The following is a 24,973-nucleotide window of genomic DNA, read 5'->3' as shown; positions in this document are numbered from 1 at the left end:
CCCAGGGCCGAGCAGGGGTCAGCGCACCTGGCGGGCGGTGAACTGCATCCGCGGGTTCGCGTAGAACTCCTGCGCCTCGACGAGCTGCAGCTCGCGCTCGCCCGAGTCGAGCGTGGCCTGAAGCAGGTCGTAGACGCTCGAGGCGGTGCGCTCCAGAGCGGTCTGCGCGCTGCCGGTGGCGACGTAGTGCGCGGTGAACAGCGCGGCCGTTACATCTCCGGAGCCGTTGGCCTTCATCGGCAGGTGCGGCGTCTGCACGAGCCAGGCGCCCGCGTCGTCGACGGCGAGCATCTCGATGGTGCCCTCTTCGCGGTCGGGCCGCTCGACGCTCGTGACGAGCACCGTGTGCGGTCCCATCGCTCGGGCGAGGTCGACCGAGGCGAGGGTCGACTCGAGCGTGTCGGGCTCGGTCTCGGTGAGGAAGCCCAGCTCGAACTGGTTCGGCGTGATGATGTCGGCCACCGGAACCACGCGTTCGCGGAGCAGGATCGGGATGGCCGGAGCCACGAAGCAGCCCGACTTGGCGTTGCCCATGACCGGGTCGCACGCGTACAGCGCCTCCGGGTTGGCAGCCTTCACCCGGGAGACCGCGTCGATGATGACGTCGCCGATGCCCTCGCTGCCCTGGTAGCCGCTGAGCACGGCGTCGATGGAACCGAACACGCCGCGTTCCTCGATGCCGGTGATGACCTCGCCGACGTCAGCCGGGTCGATCAGCGGGCCGCGCCACGCGCCGTAGCCGGTGTGGTTCGAGAACGTCACGGTGTAGACCGGCAGCACCTCGACGCCGATGCGCTGCAGCGGGAAGACGGCGGCCGAGTTGCCGACGTGACCGTACGCGACGGCGGACTGGATGGACAGGATCTTCATACCCGGTCCCTTTCATTCTGGGCGGGGCGGTGCCCGCGTCGGGTGGTCATCGTCCGGCGGCGACGAGGTCGGCGATGAGGGTCTCCGTGTCGCCCTCGGAGAGGTCGTGCACGGTGAGTCGGAGGTGGTGTGAGGGCTCGGCGCGCTCATCGAGCGCGAAGTCATCACCGGTGCGCGCGAGCCAGCCGCGCCGCATCAGGTGGTCGGCGACGGTGCGTGCGGGCTTCTCGAAGCCGACCCACAGGCTCAGGCCGTCCGGGTCGGGCGCGTCGATCCCCTCCGCGCGCAGGCGTCCCGCGAACGCGGCGTTCCGCGCGGCGTAGTGCCGGCCTGCCTCCGCGATCTCCTCGCGCACGGCGGGGTCGGTGAGCTGGGCGAGCGTGAGCCGCTGCAGCAGGTGGCTGACCCAGGTGGTGCCGGGGCTGAGCCGCATCGCCAGGCGCTCCGCCGTCTCCGGGTCGGTCGCCGCGAGCGCCAGGCACATGTCAGGGCCGAGGAACTTCGACACCGAGCGGACCAGGGCGAATCGCCGATGCTCGGGTCCGATCAGCGATTCGTACGGACGCTGGGAGAGCAGAGAGAAGTGGTCGTCCTCGATGACGAGCACATACGGGTGGTCGGCGAGCACGGCCCGCAGCGCCTTCGCGCGGACGGGGGAGAGGCTCACCCCCGTCGGATTCTGTGCGCGCGGGGTGCAGATGACGGCACGGACCCCCGCGTCCAGAGCGGCGCGGAGACCGTCGACCGTCATCCCCTCCTCGTCCACCGGCACCGTGATGGCCCTGTATCCGCCCAGCCGTACGGTATGGATGCTCGCGAGGAAGCAGGGGTCCTCGAGCGCCACGGCGTCGTCACGCATCAGGGCCTGGGCGAGCAGGCGCTCGACGGCGTCCACTGCACCGCTGGTCACGGTGACCCGGAAGTCGTGACCGGTGAGGTCGGCGCCCATCCACTCCCGTGCCCACGCCTCGAGACCCCGGTCGATCACCGGCTCCCCGTAGAGCACGGGTCGGCGACCGATCGTACGGAGCGCCGGGGACGGATCGGGGATCCGGGCCGGGTCGGGGTTGCCCGTGCCGATGTCGCGGAGGACGGTGTCGGGCGCGTAGCCCTCCTGCGGCACGACATCGACGCCGGCGACGACGGTGCCGGCGCGCCCCCGCGAGTGCACGAGACCCGCCTGCGCGAGCTGGCGGTAGGCGGCGACCGCGGTGTTGCGGTTGACCCCGAGGGTCGCCGCGAGCTCGCGCACGGGAGGGAGGACCTCGCCGGGCCGGAGCGTGCCGCGATCCCGGAGGGCGCGCACGCTGTCCGCGATCTCGGCCGCGGTGGTTCCCCTGATCTGCTCGCTCATGATCCTCCTCCGAGATTCTAGGTGGATCGGACAGTGCTACCTTTGATCTAGATCAAAACCGATTTCGGATCATCCGACAGGAGACCCCCATGACCGAGCAGCCCACCACCGGATCCGCACGCGTGAAGCGCGGTCTCGCCGAGATGCTCAAGGGCGGCGTCATCATGGACGTCGTCACCGCCGAGCAGGCGAAGATCGCCGAGGACGCCGGGGCCGTCGCCGTGATGGCGCTGGAGCGTGTCCCCGCGGACATCCGTGCGCAGGGCGGGGTCTCGCGGATGAGCGACCCGGACATGATCGACAGCATCATCGACGCAGTGTCCATCCCCGTCATGGCGAAGGCGCGGATCGGGCACTTCGTCGAGGCCCAGGTGCTGCAGGAGCTCGGCGTCGACTACATCGACGAGTCCGAGGTGCTCTCGCCCGCCGACTATGTGAACCACATCGACAAGTTCGGCTTCACCGTGCCGTTCGTCTGCGGCGCCACGAACCTCGGGGAGGCGCTGCGTCGTATCAACGAGGGCGCCGCGATGATCCGCTCCAAGGGTGAGGCCGGCACGGGTGACGTCTCCGAGGCGATGAAGCACATCCGGAAGATCCGGGGAGAGATCGCCGCGCTGACCGCGCTGCCGAAGGATGAGCTGTTCGTCGCCGCGAAGGAGCTGCAGGCACCGTACGAGCTCGTCGCGGAGATCGCCGAGACCGGGAAGCTCCCCGTGGTGCTCTTCGTCGCCGGTGGGGTCGCGACCCCGGCCGACGCGGCGATGATGATGCAGCTCGGCGCCGACGGCGTCTTCGTCGGCTCCGGCATCTTCAAGTCCGGCAACCCCGCGGAGCGGGCGAAGGCCATCGTCAAGGCCACCACGTTCTTCGACGACCCGAAGGTGATCGCCGAGGTCTCGCGCGGCCTGGGCGAGGCGATGGTCGGCATCAACGTCAGCGACCTGCCTGCGCCGCACCGCCTCGCCGAGCGTGGCTGGTAGCCCGCGCGTCGGCGTCCTCGCGCTTCAGGGGGACGTGCGAGAGCATGCCGCGCTCCTCGAGGCGCTCGGCGCCGACGTGGCGCTGGTCCGTCGGCCCGAGGAGCTCGCCCGGGTCGACGGACTCGTGATCCCGGGCGGCGAATCGACCGTGATCGACAAGCTCGCCCGGCTGTTCGGGTTGCAGCAGCCGATCCGCGACGCGATCGCGGACGGGATGCCGGTGCTCGGCACCTGCGCGGGGCTGATCCTGCTGGCCGATGAGGTCGTCGACGCGATCGACGGACAGCAGAGTTTCGGCGGACTCGATGCGGTCGTGCGGCGCAACGCGTTCGGGCGTCAGGCCGAATCGTTCGAGGCCGAGCTGACCGTGCCCGCGTTCGACGAGCCGGTGACGGCCGCCTTCATCCGCGGACCCGTCGTGGAGGCGGTCGGGCCGCAGGCCTCGGTACTCGCGACCCTGCCCGACGGTCGCGTGGTCGGAGTGGAGCAGGACGGACTGCTCGGGCTCAGCTTCCACCCGGAGATCACGAACGAGACGCGGTTCCACCGACGCTTCCTCGACCGGGTATCTCGCCGCTGACAGTGTCGTGGGTTCAGGCCCTGGCGCGAGAACAGGCGCGTGCGCGCGCAGGTGCCTGAACTCGCGCGAATTCCTGCGCGAGCGGGACAACAGCGGCACCGCGGCACGGTTCGATAGACTGGACGACGCCCTGGGCGGCGTTCCGGGGCGCAGACGACGAGCGGAGACTTATGTCCGGGCATTCCAAGTGGGCCACGACCAAGCACAAGAAGGCCGTCATCGACGCGCGCCGTGCGAAGTCCTGGGCCAAGCTCATCAAGAACATCGAGGTCGCGGCCAAGCTGGGCGGCGCCGATCTGCAGGGCAACCCCACGCTCTTCGACGCGGTGCTCAAGGCGAAGAAGACCTCGGTCCCCAAGGACAACATCGACCGCGCCATCAAGCGCGGCGCCGGCATCGGCGGCGAGGCCGTCGAGTACACCTCGATCATGTACGAGGGCTACGGCCCCAACGGCGTCGCGCTCATGATCGAGTGTCTGACCGACAACAAGAACCGTGCAGCGGCCGAGGTGCGCACCGCGCTCAGCCGCAACGGCGGCACCCTCGCCGACCCGGGCAGCGTGGCGTACAACTTCAGCCGCAAGGGCGTCATCGTCGTCGGTTCCGAGGGCACGACCGAGGACGACGTCATGATGGCCGCGCTGGAGGCCGGCGCCGAGGAGATCGAGCCGCACGCCGAGGGCTTCGAGGTCATCACCGAGGCGAGCGACCTCGTGGCCGTCCGCTCCGCGCTGCAGGACGCCGGGATCGAGTACGAGTCGGCCGACGTCGAGTTCGTGCCGAACCTCAAGGTCGAGATCGACGCCGAGACCGCCCGCAAGGTGTTCCGCCTCATCGATGCGCTCGAGGACAGCGAGGACGTGCAGAACGTCTTCAGCAACTTCGACCTGTCCGCCGAGGTCCAGGCGGAGCTCGAGAACGACGACGCCTAGGCGCGGCGCGCGCCGACGACGGGGCACGCGGCCTAGCCTGATCGGGTGACCACTTCGTTGCGCGTGCTCGGCATCGACCCCGGACTGACCCGGTGCGGTGTGGGCATCGTCGACGTCGATCGCGCCCGCCGCGGCACGTTGGTCCATGTGGGGGTCATCCGCTCCGCCCCGGATGCGGAGATCGGCGACCGTCTCGCGATCGTCGCGGCGGGGATCCGCGCCGCGATCGCCGAGCACCGGCCCGACGCGGTCGCCGTGGAGCGGGTCTTCGCGCAGCAGAACACGCACACCGTGATGGGCACGGCGCAGGCGAGCGGCGTCGCCCTCCTGATCGCGGCCGAGGCCGGCCTGCCGGCGGCGACCCACACGCCCAGCGAGGTGAAGGCTGCGGTGACCGGGTATGGCTCCGCCGACAAGCGTCAGGTCCAGGCGATGATCGCGCGGATCCTGCGGCTGGACGCGCCTCCGCAGCCCGCGGATGCGGCGGACGCCCTGGCGATCGCCCTGTGTCACGCCTGGCGTCGCGGCGCTCCCTCGACGAGCCGGTCCGGCGGCGGCCTCACTCCGGCGCAGCGTGCCTGGGCCGACGCGGAGCGTGTCGCTCGAACATATCTACGAGCCGGCTCCTAGACTGAGAGGATGATCTCCTCTCTGCACGGCACCGTGCTGCACACGACGCCGGACCAGGTCATCATCGACGTCGGGGGCGTGGGCTTCGCGGTCGCCGTCCCTGCCGATGTCGCCCACACCGCGACGGTGGGGGAGAAGCTCCTCCTGCACACGAGCCTCATCGTGCGGGAGGACTCGCTGTCGCTGTTCGGCTTCGCCGATCGCGGAGAGCTGGAGATCTTCGGCCTGCTGCTCAGCGTCACCGGGGTCGGCCCGAAGTCGGCGCTCGGTGTGCTGTCGCACCTCACCGCCGACCAGATCGCGGAGGCCGTGACGGCAGAGGACGACGCGCCGTTCCGCCGCGTCTCCGGCATCGGCCCCAAGACGGCGAAGCTCATCGTCGTGCAGCTCGCCGGCAAGGTCCAGGCAGTGGCCGCCCCGTCGGCCGCTGCCGCTGCGAGTGGCAACGACGTCGTCGCCCAGGTCTCGGTCGCCCTGGTGGGCCTCGGCTGGTCGGAGAAGGTCGCGGCCGAGGCGGCCACCCAGACGGCAACGGAGGCGACGGACGCCGAGCGGGCCTCCGTGGCGCTTCTCCTGCGGCGTACGCTCGCGCTCCTCGGCCCGGCGCAGGCAGGCCAGGGCCGTGGCTGACGCCCTCGATCCGACCGAGCCGACCGACGAGTCCGAGCTCGCCATCGAGGGCGCGCTCCGCCCATCGAGCCTCGGCGAGTTCGTGGGACAGCAGAAGGTGCGCGGACAGCTGCAGCTGCTCCTGGAGGCGGCCCGCCTCCAGTCCCGCCCTGCAGACCACATCCTGCTCGCCGGTCCTCCCGGACTGGGCAAGACCACGCTGGCGATGATCGTCGCCCACGAGAGCGATCGTCCGCTGCGCATGTCCAGCGGTCCCGCCATCCAGCACGCCGGAGACCTCGCGGCGCTGCTGTCGAGCCTCGTGCCCGGGGAGGTGCTCTTCATCGACGAGATCCATCGCATGGCCCGGTCGGCGGAGGAGATGCTGTACCTCGCCATGGAGGACTACCGGATCGACATCATGGTCGGGAAGGGTGCGGGGGCCACCAGCATCCCGTTGGAGCTGTCCCCGTTCACGCTCGTCGGCGCCACGACGCGCTCCGGACTGCTGCCGAACCCGCTCCGCGACCGCTTCGGCTTCACCGGTCACCTCGAGTTCTATGACGAGGGCGAGCTGGAGCAGGTCATCGAGCGGTCCGCCTCCGTGCTCGGCGTCGACCTGCCGACCGACTCGCTCTCCGAGATCGCACGACGCTCCCGCGGGACTCCGCGCATCGCCAACCGCCTGCTGCGACGGGTGCGCGACTATGCGCTCGTGCACGGCGGAGGCGAGGCGACCCTCGGGGGTGTGCGGGCGGCGCTCGACCTCTACGACGTGGATGCGATCGGCCTGGACCGCCTGGACCGCGCGGTGCTGGACGCCCTGGTCCGTCGGTTCCGCGGCGGGCCCGTCGGCCTCAGCACACTGGCGGTCGCGGTGGGGGAGGAACCGGAGACCGTGGAGAGCGTGGTCGAGCCCTATCTCGTCCGGATCGGCTTCCTCGGTCGCACGCCCCGGGGGCGGGTCGCGACGCCGGAGGCCTACGCGCACCTCGGCGTGGCGCACCCGGACGGGATGCTGAAGTTGGATGACCTATAATCGCTGAAGACTTCCCCGATACCGCTGTGCGCCCAAAGGCTGGTGCGTGCACCTGAGAAAGGCGCCATCCCCATGCCCATGGAATTTGTCCTCTTCGGACTCCTCGCCGTCCTGCTGATCTTCATGATCTTCAACACGCGCAAGCGCACGAGGCAGATGAAGGCCGAGCAGGAGGAGAAGGCGACCAAGACGGTTCCCGGCGCCAAGGTCCTGCTGCAGGGCGGCATCTACGGCACCATCGTCGCGTACGACGCCGAAGACCTCGACTCCCCGGCGCTGGTGGAGATCGCTCCCGGCACCGTCATCGAGGTGCACAGCCAGGCGATCCTCCGGGTCGTGGAGCCCAAGGACGCCATCGTCGACGCGCCCGCCGACGCCGCGGACGACCACGTCGTCGACGAGACCGCCGCTCCCGCGCTGGAGACACCGGAGGAGACCCGCGCCCGCCTCGAGCGGGACGCCGACGACAAGTAAGACGAGGGCCGTCGCGGCCTCCCGGATCACCGTCCTTCCAGAAAGCTGAACACACGTGGCTTCATCCTCTCCTGTCCGTCACGCCTGGCGGGTCCTCCTCGGCCTGCTCCTGGTGACGGGCGTGCTCTTCGGCATCAACGCGCTGGGTGTGTATGTCTTCAAGCAGAGCTCGTGGACACCCGAGCTGGCGCTCGATCTGCAGGGCGGCACCCAGATCGTCCTGAGCGCCGAGACGGAGGACGGCGCCGCACCGACGCAGGAGCAGCTCGACCAGGCCGCGGCGATCATCCGTCAGCGCGTCGACGCCTCCGGTGTGGCCGAGGCCGACATCACGACCGAGGGTGGACGCAACATCGTCGTCCAGATCCCCGGTGAGGCGGACGAGCAGACCCGGGAGCGCATCCAGTCCAGCGCGCAGCTCGAATTCCGCCCGGTGCTCTACACGACGGCCGCGAGCACGGAGTTCGTGGGGGAGGACGGCAACTCCACGCCGTACCCGAGCCCTGATCCGTCGCTGAACGACCAGCCGACGGCCGAGCCCACCGATGCCAGCGACCTGTCCTGGGTGACCGACAAGCTCGCAGCGGAGTTCCAGGCGTACGACTGCGCCAACCCGTCCAACGACCCGTCGAAGGCGCCGAAGGACGAGCCGGTCATCGCCTGCTCGCCCGATGACACCGCCAAGTTCATCCTCGGCCCGGCGGAGCTGGACGGCCGCGCGATTACCGACGCCACCGCGGGGCGCGACCCGCGCTCGGGCGCCTGGATCGTGCAGCTCACGATGAACGGCGACGGCGCAGACGCGTTCGGTCAGGTCAGCACGCGGCTCAACCAGAACCGCATCGACGGGCTGTCGCCGCGCGACCAGTTCGCCTTCGTGCTCGACGGCGAGGTCATCAGCGCGCCGCGCATGAACGGCGTCATCCTCGACGGCCGCCCGAGCATCTCGGGCAGTTTCACGCAGGAGAGCGCGACGACCCTGGCCGACCAGCTCAAGTTCGGAGCCCTCCCGCTCAGCTTCGAGGTGCAGAGCTCGGACACGATCTCCGCGACCCTCGGCACCCAGCAGCTCCAGATCGGTCTGATCGCGGGCCTCATCGGCCTCGCGCTCGTGGCGGTGTACTCACTGCTGTCGTACCGGGCGCTCGGGACGGTGATCATCGCGTCGATCGCGGTGATGGCGGTGCTCACGTACATCGTCATCTGCATCCTGGCGTGGCGGATCGGCTTCCGGCTGTCGCTGGCCGGCGTCGCCGGTCTGATCGTGTCGATCGGCTTCACCGCCGACTCCTTCATCGTCTACTTCGAACGCATCCGCGATGAGCTGCGCGACGGCAAGTCGATCACGGGTGCCGTCGAGGACGGCTGGGGTCGGGCGAAGCGGACGATCTACATCTCCAAGTCCATCAACGTCCTGGCCGCTGTGGTGCTGTACATCCTCGCCGACTCGACGGTGAAGGGCTTCGCGTTCACACTCGGCCTCACGACCGTGATCGACGTGCTGATCTTCGTGATCTTCACCCACCCGGTCATGCAGCTGCTCGCTCGTACGCGGTTCTTCGGCGGCGGGCACAAGCTCTCCGGTCTGGATCCGGAGGCCTTGGGCGCCGTGTACCGGAGCCGCTCGCAGTTCCGTGAGGTCGCGACGGCGTCCGCGGGGCGCGGGGCGAAGAACGCGCGTTCGCGCGGAGAGGCGGATCGCCGGCAGACCATCGCCGAGCGCAAACGGGCGGAGGCCCTCGCCGCCGAGAGACAGACCACGGCCGGAAGTGAGGGAGACAACTGATGCCTTCCATGAATGAGTTCGGCAACAACCTCTACACGGGCAAGACGTCCTTCCCGTTCGTCGGACGCCGTCGCCTCTGGTTCATCATCGCGATCGCTCTTGTCGTCGGCTCGGCCCTCGTGCCGCTGTTCCGTCCGATCCAGTTCTCGATCGAGTTCACCGGCGGCTCGCAGTTCACCGTCGCCGCGCCCGACACCACGGACCAGGACACCGCGTCCGAGGCGGTGCAGTCCGTCGTGCCCGGGGCCGCGACCAAGGTCGTCATCGTCAACGACCAGGACATCCGGGTGCAGACCGACCAGATGACTGCGGCGGAGACGCAGCAGGTGGCACGCGCCCTCGCCGACGCCTACGGCGTCGAGCCGGATGCGGTCACCTCCTCGTTCATCGGCCCGGCCTGGGGCGAGAGCGTGACCCGGCAGTCGCTGTGGGGCCTGGCGATCTTCCTCGCGCTGACCTTCCTCATCCTCGCCATCTACTTCCGCACGTGGAAGATGTCGGCGGCCGCGATCATCGGTCTGCTCGACGTGCTCGTGATCACGGTCGGCGTGTACGCCCTCGCCGGATTCGAGATCTCGCCGGCGGCGGTCATCGGCTTCCTGACGATCCTCGCGTACTCCCTGTACGACACCACCGTGGTGTTCGACAAGATCAGGGAGAACACGACGGAAGACGGGGAGAAGACCTCGCGGCTGTTCGGGGAGTCGGTCAACCTCGCGGTGAACCAGACCCTCGTCCGCTCGATCAACACCTCCGTGGTGGCCGCGCTGCCGGTCGGCGCGATCCTCTTCATCGGTGCCTTCTGGCTCGGTGCGGAGACGCTGACCGACATCTCGCTGTCGATCTTCGTGGGCATCCTCGTGGCGACCTACTCGACCCTGTTCGTGGCCGCGCCGCTGTACTCGCTCTTCCGTGAGAACGAGCCGCAGATCAAGGAGCGCGACGCCCGTATCCGCGCGGCGCGAGCCAAAGCGGCTGTCGAAGCCTGACGCCCCCGTCGCGGGGCCGACCCCCGCTCAGCGCGCGTAGGATTGTCTGATTCGGAGGTGAGTGGATGGCGGAGCCGCAGACGGCATCGCAGGGTTCGAGTCTTCGACGGCTGGTGCCCCGCATCTTCTCGCGTGCGTCCCGGATCAACGATCTCGACAATCTGATCCGCACCGTCAGGGCCAACCACCCCAAGGGCGACTTCGCCGTCATCTCCCGTGCCTACGCCGTGGCGAAGGAGAAGCACGAGGGACAGAAGCGGCAGAGCGGCGAGCCGTACATCACGCACCCGCTCGCCGTCGCGCAGATCCTCGCGGAGCTCGGTCTCGGGCCGCGCGCGATCGCCGCCGCGCTGCTGCACGACACCGTCGAGGACACGGGCTACGCGCTCACCGATCTCACCGCCGAGTTCGGCGACGAGGTCGCGATGCTTGTCGACGGCGTGACCAAGCTCGACAAGGTCAAGTACGGCGAGAGCGCGCAGGCCGAGACGGTGCGCAAGATGATCGTCGCGATGTCGAAGGACATCCGCGTGCTGCTCATCAAGCTCGCCGACCGGTTGCACAACGCCCGCACCTGGGGCTTCGTCCCCCCGGAGAAGGCGGCGAAGAAGGCCAAGGAGACGCTGGAGATCTACGCGCCGCTGGCCAACCGCCTCGGTATCCAGGCGATCAAGTCGGAGCTCGAAGACCTCTCCTTCGCCGTCCTCCATCCGAAGATCTACAACGAGATCCACAGCCTCATCGCCCAGCGCACCCCGCAGCGGGAGAAGTACCTGAGCCAGGTCATCGAGGAGATCGATGAAGACCTCCGCGACCTGCGCATCCGCGGCAAGGTCGTCGGCCGACCCAAGCAGCTGTACTCGGTGTACCAGAAGATGGTCATCCGCGGCCGCGAGTTCGACGACATCTACGACCTGATCGGGATCCGTGTCCTCGTGTCGTCCGTGCGCGACTGCTACGCCGTGCTCGGCGCCATCCACGCGCGCTGGACGCCGTTGCCCGGCCGGTTCAAGGACTACATCGCCACCCCGAAGTTCAACCTCTATCAGTCGCTGCACACGACCGTGATCGGCCCGGCCGGACGCACGGTCGAGATCCAGATCCGCACGCACGAGATGCATCACCAGGCGGAGTACGGTGTCGCCGCGCACTGGATGTACAAGGAGCGGATGAACGGCGGCGGCAAGGCCGAGGTCCGCGCCTCCGACACCGACATGGCGTGGCTCGCGCACATCTCCGACTGGCAGGCCGAGACCGCAGACCCCGGGGAGTTCCTCGACTCCCTCCGGTTCGAGATCGGCGCCAAGGAGGTCTACGTCTTCACTCCGAAGGGGCGCGTGATCGGCCTCCCGGCCGGTGCCACTCCGGTCGATTTCGCCTATGCCGTGCACACCGAGATCGGGCACCGCACCATGGGCGCCAAGGTCAACGGACGCCTGGTGCCGCTGGAGTCGGAGCTGAAGAGCGGCGACGTCGTCGAGGTCTTCACGTCGAAGAACCCGGATGCGGGACCCAGCCAGGACTGGCTCGGCTTCGTCAAGAGCACACGCGCCAGGAACAAGATCCGCGGCTGGTTCACGAAGGAGCGCCGCGAAGAGGCCATCGAGCAGGGCAAGGAGGCCATCGCGCGCGCGATGCGACGGCAGAACCTGCCGCTGCAGCGGCTGATGAGCCAGGACTCGTTCACCGAGGTCGCCCACCAGATGCACTACGAGGATGTCTCGGGTCTCTACGCCGCCGTCGGCGAGGGGCACGTCTCGACCCAGTCGGTGCTCGAGAAGGTCACCGCGCTCGTCGCCACCGACGAGCCCACGACCGGGGCGATCGACTTGCCGGGAAGCGTCCAGACCCGCGAGTCCCGGGGCGGCGATTCCGGTGTGCTCGTGCGTGGCGCGAACGACATCCTGGTGAAGCTGGCGAAGTGCTGCACGCCCGTCCCCGGCGATCCGATCGTCGGGTTCGTCACGCGGGGGAGCGGCGTCTCCGTGCACCGGGCGGACTGCGTGAACGTGAAGGCCCTCAGCGGCGAGCAGGACCGGTTCGTCGAGGTCTCCTGGGCGCCGACGACGAAGAGCGTGTTCCGGGTGCAGATCCAAGTCGAGGCCCTTGACCGCTCCGGCCTCCTCTCCGACGTCACGCGGGTGCTCAGCGAGCACCACGTGAACATCCTCTCGGCGACCGTGTCGACGACGGACGAGCGCCTGGCGCTGAGCCGCTTCGTGTTCGAGATGGGCGACGCCGTGCACCTGGACCGCGTCCTGAACGCGGTGCGCCGGATCGATGCGGTCTACGACGTGTACCGCGTCACCTCCTCCTGACCAGACGCTCCAGCGCGGCGAGACCGCTGACGCTCCCGGGAACCCGGTGCCCTCTCTTGAGGGTCCGGATCGCACCCTCAAGAGCCGCGGGGTGGGCAGGGGCAAGCGCCTGCATCCAGGACAGCACACGCGGATCGCGGTGCAGCGTCGTGGCCAGATCGCACATCGTGCGGACGGGAGATGTCACGAGTATCCCGCCGAGGCGGCGCACGTCCGACGCGGGGACCATCGTGTCGTGGAACGACACGCGGGTGTGCACGCGCGGGCGCACGCGACGTTCCACACAGCGACGCACGTGATGGATCGACGGCGGGGCATCGCCCGCGCCGTGTATCCAGGCGGCGCTCGGCCCGCATGCGGCGGCACCCTCCTGGACCAGGGCGGCGATGCTGCTCGCACGGACATCGGCGGATTCGGGAAGATCTGCGGGGATGTAGGCGTCGCCGATCTCGACGACATGTCCGTCGAGGCGGGCGGCGCTGAGTTCACAGAGACTGAGTCGCGCGCCGGGCAGATACAGCAGAGCGGGGTGCATCCCGCCAGTGTGGCGGCCGGCACCCCGCTCGTGCGGAGATCAGTGGATCTGTGGAGAGCTCAGCCGCCCAGGGCGTTGAGCCAGGCGCGACGGGCCTCCAGGGCGTCCGCGGCCTCCTTGACGGCCTTGCTGTCACCGGCCTTCTCGGCGGCTGCCAGTTCCGACTCCAGCTTCTCGATCGCCTCGTGGAGCTGTGAGCTCATGTCGTTCGCACGAGCCTTGGTCTCCGGGTTGTTCTTCTTCCAGTCGACGTCCTCGCGGGCCTTGAGTGCCTGCTCGATGACGCGGAGCTTGTCGTCGAGGGCACGTTCCTTGTCGCGCGGGAAGATGCGGCCGACCTCGTCCCACTCGCGCTGGATGCGCGTGAGCAGGGCGCGGGCGCGCTTGATGTTCGGCTCGTCGGCGACCGCCTTGGCCTGCTCGAGCAGCGCCTGGCGGGCTTCGATCTTCGGAGCGGAGTCGGCTTCTTCCGCTGCGGCCTGCTCGGCACGAGCGGCGTAGAGCGCGTCTCCGGCGGCCTTGAAACGCGCCCAGAGGGCGTCGTCGGCCTTGCGTCCGGCGCGTCCGGCCGTCTTCCACTCGTCGAGGAGCGAGCGGTAGGCGGGGATGCCGTCGACGCCGCGCGGGGCCAGGGCTTCGGCGCGCTCGACCAGTCGCGACTTCGCGTCACGCGCCGCCTTGTGTGCATCGTCGAGCTCGGAGTAGAACGCCCGGCGGTGCTTGTCGACGACGGCCCTGGCATCGCGGAACCGCTTCCAGAGCTGCTGCGAGACGCCCTTCGACAGGCGCGGACCGTTCTGCTGCTGGGCCTGCCAGGACTCGAACAGCTCGTTGAGCTCGGCGGTGACCTGCTTCCACTGCACCTTGCTCAGGTCGCGGGCGGCGATGGCCTCGGCGCGCTCGACGAGGGCGGTGCGCTCGGCGACGGCCTGCTCGACGAGCTCCTTCGCCTGCTGCGCCTCCTGGGCGGTGGCCTCGGACAGAGACGCGGTCAGCGCGGTGAGACGGTCGCGGAGCCCCGCGAGGTCGCCGACGGCCGCGGCATCCGTGGCCTCGTCGATGAGGTGTGCGGCCTGCTTGGACAGGTCGCTCGCGGAGGCGCCGCCGGCCTGGTGGCGCTGCTCCAGGGCGACGACCTTGAAGGCGATGTCGTCGTACTTGCGGACGAAGTAGGCCAGAGCCTCATCGGGGGTCCCGTCCGGGTACTGACCGACGACGCGCCAGGACTCGCCTTCGCGGACCTCGACGGTGCCGTCTTCGGAGACGCGGCCCCAGTCGCCGGCGGACGAGACCGGGGTCGGCTTCGCCGCGGCCGGCGCGACGGCGGCCGGTGTCGGCGCCTTCCGCGGCATCGGCACGGCGGGCGGGGTGGGAACGGGCGGGGTCGGCTTCGCGGGCTCGTTGGCAGACACGATGATTCTCCTTGCGCGGTCACGCCGCGGGAGGCGGAAAGGACGAGGCTCAGCCTAGTACGCCCTCTCTGATCCGCGAGACCCCGTCTTCCCGCCGAGACCCCGCGATTCGTGCGCGAACGAGGCGGGGTCTCGGCGATGAGGCGGGGTCTCGCGGGGTGGGACGTTACCGTTTCGTGAGCAGAACGTTCGACGCAGGAAACACTCCGCGTCATCTCCGGGTAACACGGCGCTCCTATCGTCGCGACCACGACAGTCCCCAGGTCGACAGGAGTTCCATGGACGACAACGCAGCGCGTACGGCGGAGATCGTCGTCGTGGGGGCGGGCGTCGCAGCGCATCGCTTCGTCGCACGGATGCTGGAGGACCCGGACCGTGCCGTGCGGATCACGGTGTTCGGGGACGAGGGACGCCTGCCGTACGACCGTTCCGGTCTGGCGCGCGTCGTCGGCGGCGGCCCGGCGTCGGCGGGGGAGCTCGACCGCGCGCCGTTCCGCGACGACCGCGTGCGCCTCATCGACGACGACAGAGTCCTGCGGATCGACAGGGGAGGGCACCGCGTGCGGACTCGTTCGCAGCGGTGGTACGACTACGACGCGCTCGTGCTCGCGACGGGGACCCACGCCCAGCGGCTCGACGTGCCGGGGATCCGTGCCCGTGGCTCCTTCGCCCTGCGCACCATGGAGGACGCGCACATGCTGCGTGCGTTCCTGGCGGTCCGTGCGACGGAGGTGCCGCGGGCTCTGCGCGCTATCGTCGTCGGCGGCAACGAGGGTGGAGTGGACGTCGCGTGCGCGCTGCACGACGCCGGGGTGCAGACGACCATCGTCGACACCGTCGATCGCCTGCTGCCCGCACACCTCACAGTTCCCGCGGCGACCGCACTCCGCGGGGTCGTCGAGGCGCGCGGCATCGTCGTCCGGACGCGGACGCGGGTGACCCGCGTCGACCCGGACGCGACGGGCGCGGTGACGGCCGTGGAGTTCCAGGACGGCACGTTCGCGCGGACCGACCTCATCGTGACGACGGGTGCGCGGGCACGGGATGAGCTGGCACGGAACGCGGGGCTCCCCACGCGGGTGGGCGGCGGTCTCCTCGTGGACGCGGACGGGAGGACGCCCGACTCGCGCGTCCTGGCGATCGGCGACGTCGCCGTAGACCCTGGATCCGGCGGCACGGAGGCTGCGCTGGCGTCCGCGGATCGAGCGGCGGCGGCCCTGCTCGACGCTCGGATCGCGAGCCCGGCGGGACACGGGTGGCGCGGGAGCCCCGGCGGTATCGAGATCGTGACCTCGCGTCTCGCGGATGGTGACGGGCCGACGGTCTCCGTCCCTCTTCCGAGCGGGGGAGACCGCGTGTTCGGTGAGGTCGTGCTGTCGGAGGATGCGCGCGTGGTGCACCGCGCGACGGTCATCGGGGCGCCGGCGCACGCTCCGCTCGCCGGCTTCGCGCCCGGGATGCCCGATGGCCTGCGGGCGGCGCGGGAGCTCCTGTCCGCCGCCGTGGCCGAGGACGGTGCGCCGGCCTGTGGACACGGGCTGATGTCTTCGCCCCTGGCGGTGCTGGCTGCGGAGCTCACGGACCGAGGAATCCGCACCGTCGCGGAGGCTCTCGACGGTGCCGTGGAGAGCCGCGGCTGCGGCCCCTGTCTCCGCCGTCTCGCGCTCGCGCTGCAGGAGTGCGCCGAGGCGGACGCCGCCGTACGGCACGGCGATCACGGAACCCCGCGCTCCGAGGTGCGACTTCGCGGGACGACGGCCGCTCCGGTCTTGGAGGTGCGGGTCGAAGCCGAGTCCGACGGGACGCTGCTCCTCGTCGTGGGTCATCTCGCGGCACGACGCGAGGCGACGGTACGGATCGATCGAGGGCTCCTCGCCGTCAGCGGGCTCCGGGCGGAGGACATACCGGACGCACTCGCGGACTTGCGAAGCGCCGGCGCCGTCGTTCCGGAGAAACCTGGCGGGGCTGACCTCACGCGGCCCGGAAGTCCGGTCGGCGTCGTCCGACAGCCGTCACGGGCAAATCGGCGTGCCGGTGGCGCGAGGTCGGCGAAGGGCTCCGCGTGAGTGCGCCCCCGCGCCCCGCTCCGGCCCTCGTCGGCTGCCGTGTCGTCGTGGTCGAGGTGCCGCGGCCGGTGCGCCCGGAGCCGGTCGACGTCGACACGCTTCTCCGGATCCTCGCGGCGACGGGCTCGGAGGTCGTCCGGATCACTCCGCCGCGGGCGGACCACGCGATCCCCGCAGGCGCGAAGCGGACGCTGTACCGGATCGCGTCCGGTCAGGTGGAAGCAGTGCTGTTCCCCGTGGCGGAGGCTCTGCCGGGGTGGCTCGCCACCGTGGAACGGCTGGGCATGCTCGACGCCATCCGCGAACGGTCACGTGCGTCCCGCCTGCTGCTCGCCACGACCGACGCCGCCGCGACCGCGCGATTGGTGGAGAGCGGCCTGCCGGCATCGACGTCGTGCGGGCCCACCGCGGACGACCTCGCCCGGAGCGCTCTCGCCCCTCTCACACAGGGGGTCCTCGAGCGGCGGACTGCGGCGGGTCGGCTGGCGGTGCGCAGTGGCGGCGCGGTGATCGACGGCGGCTTCGTGCCGCTCTCCCGCGGCGCGGTCAGCATCCTCGAGGCCCTATTCATCGCCGACGGGCGCGTGCTCACGAGGGCGGAGATCGGCCAGCTGCTCCCCGGCGGTCGCCGCAGTGCGCGTGCGGTCGAGGTCGCGGTGGCGCGGCTGAGGGAGGCCCTCGACGACTTCGACCTCGTTCAGACGGTGGTCAAGCGCGGGTATCGGCTCGCTGTCCTCGACGAGGACTGACGACGCCGGCGGGCCTCACTCCGAGGGGGTCTCGGGTGCGGTCGGTGCCGGGCTCGGGGTGTCGCTCGGTGCCGGGGAGGGAGCGATCGACGAGGTCGGCGACGGCGCGGGCGTCGGCTCCGGCGTGGTCACCTGCGCGTGCACGACCTGGCTGACGATGGCGCCCACGACGATGAGGGAGCCGACTGTGACCGCGATGATGTTGTCGCGAGTGCGTCGACGGATCTGGTCCTGGTGCCAGCGGGTGCGAGCGGTGTGCAGCCGGGCGCGCTCCGCCTCGGTGCGTGTCTGCGCCTTCTTGGAACCGCGTGCGGCCATGCCCTGCTTCTCCCGTCCGACGCCGGTCTACGGCGTCGCCTGAGAGCCTACCGGGGCCCCGGCCTCGCCTCGTGTCCCTGGCCGCCGTTAGCCTGGAGGAATGTCCTCTCCCTCCGCCCTGCTCTCCGGGCAGACACCGCTCGCCGTGCGCATGCGCCCGGTGTCGCTGGACGAGGTCGCGGGGCAGCGCCACCTGTTGCGGGCCGGGTCGCCCATCGTGGCCCTCGCCGACCCAGAGGCCAGTTCCCCCGGCGCGGTGTCGATCATCCTCTGGGGCCCGCCCGGCACCGGCAAGACCACACTTGCCCAGGCCATCGCCCGATCATCCGGGCGCCGCTTCGTCGAGCTCTCCGCGATCACCGCCGGCGTCAAGGATGTGCGGGAGGTCATGCAGGAGGCGATCACCCAGCGCGATCTCTACGGGCAGACGACGATCCTCTTCCTCGATGAGATCCACCGCTTCACCAAGGCCCAGCAGGACGCGCTCCTGCCCGGTGTGGAGAACGGCTGGGTCATCCTCATCGCCGCGACCACGGAGAACCCCTCGTTCTCGGTGATCTCGCCCCTGCTGTCCCGGTCGCTGCTGCTCACGCTGCAGCCGCTCACCGATGACGACATCGGCGTGCTCGTGGACCGCGCGGTGTCGGATGCCCGCGGACTCTCCGGTACGGTCGCGCTCAGCGACGAGGCGCGGTCGGCGCTCATCCGCCTCGCGTCGGGGGACGCTCGTCGTGCCCTCACCGGACTGGAGGCCGCCGCTGCCGTGGCGCTCTCGCACGCCGCCGCCTTCGAGGCCGACGACGACGGCGAAGACCGGGAGATGGTCGTCCCGGAGGTCACCGCCGACGACGTGGCACAGGCCGTCGACAAGGCCCTGCTCCGTTACGACCGCCAGGGCGACGAGCACTACGACGTCATCAGCGCCTTCATCAAGTCGATCCGCGGTTCCGACCCGGACGCCGCGCTGCACTACCTCGCCCGCATGATCGAGGCGGGGGAGGATCCGCGCTTCATCGCCCGACGGCTCGTCATCTCGGCGTCCGAGGACGTCGGTCTCGCCGACCCTCAAGCGCTCGGCATCGCCGTGGCCGCCGCGGACGCCGTGGCCTTCATCGGAATGCCGGAGGGGCGCATCCCGCTCGCAGAAGCCACCGTGTATCTGGCCACGACCGCGAAGTCGAACGCGGCCTACGTCGGCATCGACGCCGCCATCGCCGACATCCGCGCGGGGGGATTCGGGCGCGTGCCCCTTCACCTCCGCGACGCGCACTACCCCGGGGCGAAGCGCCTCGGGCACGGGCGCGGCTACCGCTACGCGCACGACAGCGAGTTCGGCATCGTGCCGCAGCAGTACCTGCCGGACGAGCTCGACGGGCGGCACTACTACGAGCCGAAGAACCTCGGCGCGGAGCGCGACATCAGCGCACGGTTGGAGCGCATCCGGCGCATCCTCGGCGACCGGTGAGCCGACGACCTCGGGCGTCTGCCGCCGTCTGTTAGACTTGAGCGGCTCGAAACCGAGTTTTCGGGCATCTCCTCGTTCACACCCCACCTCGACGGCACCCCGGCGTGCGCCCCGAGGCAGAACGCGGTGATACGTCCGTCGGACGTGAAATCCACGTCCACGTCATCGGAAGGATAACTTCGTGGTCACGAAGTCCCAGGACCGCCGCAAGGTGCGTCTCAGCCGCGCCCTCGGCGTGGCCCTCACCCCCAAGGCCGCCCGCTACCTCGAGAAGCGTCCCTACGCTCCGGGTGAGCACGGCCGCACCAAGCGCAAGGCCGACAGCGACTACGCCGTCCGTCTGCGTGAGAAGCAGCGTCTGCGCGAGCAGTACGGCATCCGCGAGAAGCAGCTGCGCATCGCGTTCAACGAGGCCCGTCGTCAGGACGGCCTGACCGGTGAGAACCTCGTCGAGCTCCTCGAGATGCGTCTCGACGCCCTCGTCCTGCGTTCGGGCTTCGCCCGCACCACGGCACAGGCGCGCCAGCTCGTCGTGCACCGTCACATCCTCGTCGACGGCCAGCTCGTCGACCGCCCGTCGTTCCGCGTGAAGCCGGGTCAGCTCATCCACGTCAAGCCCAAGAGCGAGGGCCTCGAGCCCTTCCAGGTGGCGGCCGCCGGCGGTCACGCCGAGGTCCTGCCGGCCGTTCCGGGTTACCTCGAGGTCGAGCTCGACAAGCTCCAGGCCCGTCTGGTCCGTCGTCCGAAGCGCGCCGAGGTCCCCGTGACCTGTGAAGTGCAGCTCGTCGTCGAGTACTACGCGGCCCGCTGATCCAGCGGAAGAGCATCAGGCAGGAGGCGTCGGGGTTCCCGACGCCTCCTGTCGTTTCCGCCTACGATGGAGAGACCGCGCCTTCGCGGCTCTAGGGCAAGGATGACGACATGAAGAATGTGCTGTGGTTCCTGATCGGCGTGATCGGCGGCTTCGTCGCGGCTCACTTCATGAACAAGGACCCGCGGGGCCACGACATCCTGGCCGACGTCGACGCCCGCCTCAACGGCCTCGCCGCGATCCTCAGCGACGCGTATCGCGCGCAGGAGGCTCGGCTGACCGAGCCGGGCGAGAACTGACCCCCCGCATCTGCGCCTCGGCGCGCCCCCTCACGCAAGGACATCCGGCACTCCTATGAAAACTGCGGAAATCGCGCAGCGCTACCTCTCCTACTTCGAGAAGAACGACCACCTCATCGTCCCCTCGGCATCCCTGGTCAGCGACGACCCCTCGCTGCTGTTCACGGTCGCCGGCATGGTCCCGATGATCCCGTACCTCACGGGCGTGGTCCCGGCACCGCATCCGCGCATCGCCGACCTGCAGAAGTGCATCCGCACCAACGACATCGAGGAGGTCGGGCGCACCGCGCGTCACGGCACGTTCTTCCAGATGCTCGGCAACTGGTCGTTCGGCGACTACTTCAAAGAAGGCGCGATCCGCTACGCCTGGGAGCTGCTCACGAGCTCGGAGGCCGACGGCGGCCTCGGCTTCGACGAGAAGGATCTCTGGGTCACCGTCTACGAGACCGACGACGAGGCCGAGGCGATCTGGCGCGACATCATCGGACTCAAGCCGGAGCGCATCCAGCGCCTCGGCCGCGCGGACAACTACTGGAACACCGGCCAGCCCGGTCCCGGCGGCCCCGACTCCGAGATCTTCTTCGACCGCGGCCCGGCCTACGGCAAGGACGGCGGCCCCGCTGTCGACGACTCGCGGTTCCTGGAGATCTGGAACCTCGTGTTCATGCAGGACTTCATCGAGAACATCCGCGGCAAGACCGAGTTCGACATCGTCGGCGAGCTGCCGATGAAGAACATCGACACCGGCATGGGGCTGGAGCGCGTCGCCTTCCTCAAGCAGGGCGTCGAGAACATGTACGAGACCGACCAGGTGCGTCCGGTGCTCGACCGCGCCGTCGAACTCTCCGGCCGCCGTTACGGCGCCGTGCACGAGGACGACGTCCGCTTCCGGGTGATCGCGGACCACGTGCGCTCCTCGCTCATGCTCCTCTCCGACGGCGTCCGTCCGTCGAACGAGGGCCGCGGCTACATCCTGCGGCGCCTCATGCGCCGCACCGTGCGCGCCATGCGGCTCCTCGGTGTCGACGACCCGGCGTTCCCCGAGCTGTTCGCCGCCTCCCGCGATGCGATGAAGTCGGCGTACCCGGAGCTGGAGCGCGACTGGTCCGTGCTCTCCTCGGCGGCCTTCGCCGAGGAGGAGACCTTCCGGCGCACCCTGGCCCAGGGATCGACCATCCTCGACCTGGCACTCGACGAGACGAAGAAGGGCGGCGGGAAGACCCTCAGCGGTTCCGAGGCGTTCCTGCTGCACGACACCTACGGCTTCCCGATCGACCTCACCCTGGAGGTCGCCGAAGAGGCTGGGTTGGACGTGGACCGCACCGCGTTCGACTCCCTCATGCAGGAGCAGCGTCAGCGCGCCAAGGACGACGCCCGCAACCGCAAGCGCCAGCTCGCAGACGTCTCGGTATACCGCGACCTGCGGGCGCTGGGCGAGACGGGCTTCGACGGCTACACGGCCCTCGAGGTGGAGTCCCGCGTGCTCGGCCTGCTCGTCGACGGCGCGCCGGTGCGCAGCGCCGCCGAGGGGCAGATCGCCGAGGTCGTGCTCGCCGAGACGACGCTGTACGCCGAATCGGGTGGTCAGGTCGCCGACAAGGGCACCATCGTGGGCCCGGGCTACGAGCTCGAGGTGCTCGACGTGCAGCGTCCGGTCCCCGGGCTGATCAGCCACACGGTCGAGGTCTCCCGCGGCACGGTCGCGGTCGACGACATCGCGACGACGATCGTCGACGCCGCGAACCGGCGCGCCGCCCGTCAGGCGCATTCCGCCACCCACCTCGTGCACGCCGCCCTCCGCGACACTCTCGGCCCGACGGCCACGCAGTCCGGGTCGCTGAACCGCGCCGGGTACATGCGATTCGACTTCGCCTGGTCGCAGGCGCTGTCGACGGACACCCGCACGGAGATCGAGGAGATCACCAACCGCGCCGTGCAGGACGCCCTCGAGGTGACCACCCGCATCGTGACGCTCGACGAGGCCAAGGAAGCGGGCGCCATGGCGCTCTTCGGCGAGAAGTACGGCGACGTCGTGCGGATGGTCGACATCGGCGGCCCGTGGTCGCGAGAGCTCTGCGCCGGCACGCACGTGTCGACCAGTGCGGAGATCGGCCTGGTCAGCGTGGTGGGGGAGTCGTCGGTCGGCGCCTCCAACCGCCGGATCGAGGCTCTCGTCGGCGCGGATGCGTTCCGTGAGCTCGCGGCAGAGCGGGCTCTCGTGTCGCAGCTCACCGCCTCCCTGAAGACCCCGCGCGAGCAGCTCCCCGAGCGGATCGCCGATCTCGCCGCGAGCCTCAAGGCCGCGGAGAAGCGCATCGCGCAGTTCGAGGCGAAGGAGCGGGCGGGGCGTATCCCCGCGATCGCCGAGGCCGCGACGCGCGTCGGGGAGTTCCGCGTGGCGGCACAGACGCTGGGCGATGTGGCCTCCGCGGACGATGTCCGCGAGCTCGTCAACGGCGTGCGCGACCGGCTGGGTTCCGATCCCGCGGTCGTCGCGCTCGGTGCGGTCGTCAACGGTCGCCCCGTCGTCGTCGTGGCCACGAACGAGGCCGCGCGCGGTGCCGGCGCGAAGGCGGGTGCGCTCGCGAAGCGCGCCGCCGGCGTGCTCGGCGGAGGCGGCGGCGGTCGGGACGACGTCGCCCAGGGCGGCGGTACCGACGCAGCGGCACTGCCCGCCGCGCTCGAGGCCGTCTCCCAGGAGCTGCGCGGCGCGTGAGCGGTTATCGCCGCGGGGTCCGGCTCGGCATCGACGTCGGCCGGGCCCGCGTGGGCGTGGCCCGGTCCGATCCGGACGGCATGCTGGCCGTCCCCGTCGAGACCGTTCCCCGCGACGAGCGCTCGCTCACGCGCATCGCCGAGCTGGCCGCGGAGTACGAGCCGCTGGAGATCGTCGTCGGTCTGCCGGTGAACATGCAGGGTGCGGACACGCCGTCGACGGTGGATGCGCGCGAGTTCGCGGCGGCGCTTCAGGCGCGCAGCGGCGTGCCGGTCCGCCTCGTCGACGAGCGTCTGAGCACCGTCTCCGCGCATGCGGCGTTGCGGAGTTCTGGGCGATCACAGAAGAACTCTCGTAGCATTGTGGATCAGGTCGCCGCCGTGGTGCTGCTGCAGCAGGCGATCGACACGGAGAAGAGCACCGGAAACCCGGCCGGTGCCCCGGTCCCCGTTGACGAGGAGCCCGCCTGAACATGTCCGAACGCGAGAGCCGTGCGCCCGAGCACGAGCAGAGCACCCGCTTGGGGGATCTGTTCGAGAACCTCCCCGCTCCGTCCCCGCAGGTCCCGACGGCCGGTGACGACACGCCGGCACCCGGATCCCGCCGTGCGGCCAGGGAGGCCGCCGCGCGCGAGCAGCAGGCGCCGCCCGCTCCCGACGCGGGGATCGAGCCCGATGCCCATGTGCCCGCCCGTCCGGTCTCGGCGTCGGCGGCGACCACCGCGGATGCGGCCGTGACCGACCACCGGCCGCAGGCGAATGCCGCAGACGTCGAATCGGTCGTGACCCGCGCGATGCCCGTCGCCGCGGCGAGCGCGGACGAGACCCCCGCCCCGGGCCCGCGCCGGTCGACCGGCACCGAAGACCCCGCACCGGCGCTGGGCGGAGGACTCGACGAGATCTTCGCCGCTCAGAACGACGGCCGCGATCACGGCGCGCCGACCAGGAAGAAGCGCCGCAAGGGCTGCCTCATCGCCCTGATCATCGTCCTGGTGATCCTCGGCGGCATCGCCGCCGGCGGCGTCTGGGTCGCGAACACCTTCGGCGACCGCATCGCCGACGCCATGGGGTGGGGCGAGCCGAAGGACTGGGAGCCCGGTCAGGCGACCGGCGAGGTGTACGTCACGATCAAGGAGGGCGATACCGGCGGACCCGTGTCGACGGCGCTCTACGAGGCGGGCGTCACGAAGACCGAGGACGTCTTCTATGACTACCTCATCGACGAGAACATCGCGGTGACCTTCTATCCCGGCGTCTACCGCCTGCAGGAGAAGATGACGGCGGAGGACGCCCTGGCCGCGCTCCGTAACGCGGAGAACAAGATCGAGAACTCGGCATCCGTACCCGAAGGCGCCACCATCGAGTACTTCCTTCCGCAGGTCGCCGACACGATGGGCATGCCACTCGAGGAGCTTCAAGCGGCTGTGAAGGACCCATCGGTCTACGGAGTCGAGGCGGACAGCTTGGAGGGATGGTTGTTCCCGGCTGTCTACACGTTCGATCCGGAGACCACGGCAACGCAGGTCATCCAGCGGATGGTCGACCGGACACGCGAGTCGCTGGCAAAGGCCGGTGTTCCGGCCGGGGATGAGCAGCGCATCCTCACCATCGCCTCCATCATCCAGCGTGAAGGCCGGACCGACGACTTTCCCAAGGTCTCTCGTGTGATCGAGAACCGTCTCGCGCCTGGAAACAGCGAGACGAACGGGCTTCTGCAGATGGACTCGACGGCTCAGTACGGTGTCGGAGAGCTGCATGCGGGAGCCGCGGGCTCGTCCGAAAAGGCCCTCACGGACCCGAATCCGTGGAACACATACATCCACCCGGGCCTGCCGAAGGGTCCGATCGCGACCGCGACCGATGCGGCGATCGACGCGGCGATGCACCCTGCCGACGGTCCCTGGTTCTACTTCGTCACGGTCAACCTCAACACGGGGGAGACGGTGTTCTCGGCGACGTACGCGGAGCAGCAGGAGGCCGAGAAGAAGCTGCACGCGTGGTGCAAGGACAACCCGGATTCCGGGTGCTACGCGGAGTGA

At 70.1% G+C, this 24,973-nt stretch carries 23 protein-coding genes; 18 read left to right on the top strand and 5 right to left on the bottom strand.

Annotation, left to right across the window (positions count from 1 at the left end; translation table 11 throughout):
- Positions 1–18: 18 nt before the first annotated feature.
- Both pdxY and BK819_RS08135 read right to left on the bottom strand, forming a co-directional pair.
- Positions 19–870: a pyridoxal kinase PdxY gene (pdxY, locus tag BK819_RS08140; protein WP_071328661.1), complete on the bottom strand. Its 852-nt coding sequence runs from the start codon at positions 868–870 to the stop codon at positions 19–21.
- 46 nt (positions 871–916) lie between these two features.
- A complete protein-coding gene (locus BK819_RS08135) occupies positions 917–2,224 on the bottom strand; it encodes an aminotransferase class I/II-fold pyridoxal phosphate-dependent enzyme (RefSeq protein ID WP_071328660.1) in 1,308 nt (435 codons plus the stop codon).
- An 89-nt stretch (positions 2,225–2,313) separates the two neighbouring features.
- On the opposite strand from BK819_RS08135, the gene pdxS reads away from it, so the two are divergent.
- The 10 genes from pdxS to BK819_RS08085 all read left to right on the top strand — a co-directional run bounded on the left by pdxS (position 2,314) and on the right by BK819_RS08085 (position 12,564).
- A complete protein-coding gene (pdxS, locus tag BK819_RS08130; RefSeq protein WP_025103530.1) occupies positions 2,314–3,207 on the top strand; it encodes a pyridoxal 5'-phosphate synthase lyase subunit PdxS in 894 nt (297 codons plus the stop codon).
- Complete coding sequence (gene pdxT, locus BK819_RS08125; RefSeq protein ID WP_071328659.1) at positions 3,197–3,787, top strand: pyridoxal 5'-phosphate synthase glutaminase subunit PdxT; 591 nt, start codon at positions 3,197–3,199, stop codon at positions 3,785–3,787. The genes pdxS and pdxT overlap by 11 nt, the downstream gene beginning before the upstream one ends.
- 170 nt (positions 3,788–3,957) lie before the next feature.
- On the top strand, positions 3,958–4,719 hold the full coding sequence (locus tag BK819_RS08120; protein WP_060922277.1) for a YebC/PmpR family DNA-binding transcriptional regulator: 762 nt from the start codon (positions 3,958–3,960) through the stop codon (positions 4,717–4,719).
- A 45-nt stretch (positions 4,720–4,764) separates the two neighbouring features.
- Entirely contained in the window at positions 4,765–5,349 is a 585-nt protein-coding gene (gene ruvC / locus BK819_RS08115) for a crossover junction endodeoxyribonuclease RuvC (protein ID WP_071328658.1), read from the top strand.
- Positions 5,350–5,358: 9 nt separating this feature from the next.
- Positions 5,359–5,979, top strand: coding sequence for a Holliday junction branch migration protein RuvA (gene ruvA, locus BK819_RS08110; RefSeq protein ID WP_071328657.1), 621 nt, complete (start codon positions 5,359–5,361; stop codon positions 5,977–5,979).
- Complete coding sequence (gene ruvB, locus BK819_RS08105) at positions 5,972–6,997, top strand: Holliday junction branch migration DNA helicase RuvB (protein WP_071328656.1); 1,026 nt, start codon at positions 5,972–5,974, stop codon at positions 6,995–6,997. Before ruvA ends, ruvB begins: the two co-directional genes overlap by 8 nt.
- A gap of 78 nt (positions 6,998–7,075) precedes the next feature.
- Complete coding sequence (yajC, locus tag BK819_RS08100; protein ID WP_071328655.1) at positions 7,076–7,471, top strand: preprotein translocase subunit YajC; 396 nt, start codon at positions 7,076–7,078, stop codon at positions 7,469–7,471.
- Positions 7,472–7,526: 55 nt separating this feature from the next.
- Entirely contained in the window at positions 7,527–9,257 is a 1,731-nt protein-coding gene (secD, locus tag BK819_RS08095; RefSeq protein ID WP_071328654.1) for a protein translocase subunit SecD, read from the top strand.
- Entirely contained in the window at positions 9,257–10,246 is a 990-nt protein-coding gene (gene secF, locus BK819_RS08090) for a protein translocase subunit SecF (RefSeq protein WP_071328653.1), read from the top strand. Before secD ends, secF begins: the two co-directional genes overlap by 1 nt.
- A gap of 65 nt (positions 10,247–10,311) precedes the next feature.
- Positions 10,312–12,564: a bifunctional (p)ppGpp synthetase/guanosine-3',5'-bis(diphosphate) 3'-pyrophosphohydrolase gene (locus tag BK819_RS08085; RefSeq protein WP_071328652.1), complete on the top strand. Its 2,253-nt coding sequence runs from the start codon at positions 10,312–10,314 to the stop codon at positions 12,562–12,564.
- On the opposite strand, the gene BK819_RS08080 is transcribed toward BK819_RS08085, so the two are convergent.
- A complete protein-coding gene (locus BK819_RS08080; RefSeq protein WP_071328651.1) occupies positions 12,551–13,099 on the bottom strand; it encodes a type IV toxin-antitoxin system AbiEi family antitoxin in 549 nt (182 codons plus the stop codon). The two genes, BK819_RS08085 and BK819_RS08080, sit on opposite strands and share 14 nt — an antisense overlap.
- A 59-nt stretch (positions 13,100–13,158) precedes the next feature.
- Positions 13,159–14,511: a DUF349 domain-containing protein gene (locus BK819_RS08075; protein WP_071328650.1), complete on the bottom strand. Its 1,353-nt coding sequence runs from the start codon at positions 14,509–14,511 to the stop codon at positions 13,159–13,161.
- Between the two features lie 278 nt (positions 14,512–14,789).
- Here BK819_RS08075 and BK819_RS08070 point away from each other — a divergent pair, with 278 nt between their 5' ends.
- Together BK819_RS08070 and BK819_RS08065 are read left to right on the top strand one after the other, a co-directional pair.
- Positions 14,790–16,577: an FAD-dependent oxidoreductase gene (locus BK819_RS08070; RefSeq protein ID WP_071328649.1), complete on the top strand. Its 1,788-nt coding sequence runs from the start codon at positions 14,790–14,792 to the stop codon at positions 16,575–16,577.
- Entirely contained in the window at positions 16,574–17,326 is a 753-nt protein-coding gene (locus BK819_RS08065) for a winged helix-turn-helix domain-containing protein (RefSeq protein WP_071328648.1), read from the top strand. The genes BK819_RS08070 and BK819_RS08065 overlap by 4 nt, the downstream gene beginning before the upstream one ends.
- A 15-nt stretch (positions 17,327–17,341) precedes the next feature.
- Here the strand turns inward: BK819_RS08065 and BK819_RS08060 are convergent, their stop codons facing one another.
- Positions 17,342–17,644 carry a hypothetical protein gene (locus tag BK819_RS08060; RefSeq protein WP_071328647.1) on the bottom strand — a complete coding sequence of 101 codons (303 nt, stop codon included), beginning with the start codon at positions 17,642–17,644 and terminating at the stop codon, positions 17,342–17,344.
- A gap of 100 nt (positions 17,645–17,744) precedes the next feature.
- Here BK819_RS08060 and BK819_RS08055 point away from each other — a divergent pair, with 100 nt between their 5' ends.
- The 6 genes from BK819_RS08055 (at position 17,745) to mltG (ending at position 24,973) form a co-directional block, all read left to right on the top strand.
- Positions 17,745–19,109 carry a replication-associated recombination protein A gene (locus tag BK819_RS08055; protein ID WP_083391703.1) on the top strand — a complete coding sequence of 455 codons (1,365 nt, stop codon included), beginning with the start codon at positions 17,745–17,747 and terminating at the stop codon, positions 19,107–19,109.
- A gap of 181 nt (positions 19,110–19,290) precedes the next feature.
- Complete coding sequence (gene rpsD, locus BK819_RS08050) at positions 19,291–19,920, top strand: 30S ribosomal protein S4 (protein WP_025103514.1); 630 nt, start codon at positions 19,291–19,293, stop codon at positions 19,918–19,920.
- A gap of 110 nt (positions 19,921–20,030) precedes the next feature.
- Positions 20,031–20,219, top strand: coding sequence for a hypothetical protein (locus BK819_RS08045; protein ID WP_025103513.1), 189 nt, complete (start codon positions 20,031–20,033; stop codon positions 20,217–20,219).
- A gap of 55 nt (positions 20,220–20,274) precedes the next feature.
- A complete protein-coding gene (alaS, locus tag BK819_RS08040) occupies positions 20,275–22,935 on the top strand; it encodes an alanine--tRNA ligase (protein ID WP_071328646.1) in 2,661 nt (886 codons plus the stop codon).
- A complete protein-coding gene (gene ruvX / locus BK819_RS08035) occupies positions 22,932–23,405 on the top strand; it encodes a Holliday junction resolvase RuvX (protein ID WP_060923676.1) in 474 nt (157 codons plus the stop codon). Before alaS ends, ruvX begins: the two co-directional genes overlap by 4 nt.
- 2 nt (positions 23,406–23,407) lie before the next feature.
- Positions 23,408–24,973 (top strand): endolytic transglycosylase MltG, encoded by a 1,566-nt coding sequence (gene mltG / locus BK819_RS08030; protein WP_083391702.1) that lies wholly within the window; start codon positions 23,408–23,410, stop codon positions 24,971–24,973.

The sequence above is a fragment of the Microbacterium sp. LCT-H2 genome (assembly GCF_001866135.1).
Classification (GTDB): Bacteria; Actinomycetota; Actinomycetes; order Actinomycetales; family Microbacteriaceae; genus Microbacterium.
This window is presented reverse-complemented; position numbering and strand designations above follow the sequence as displayed.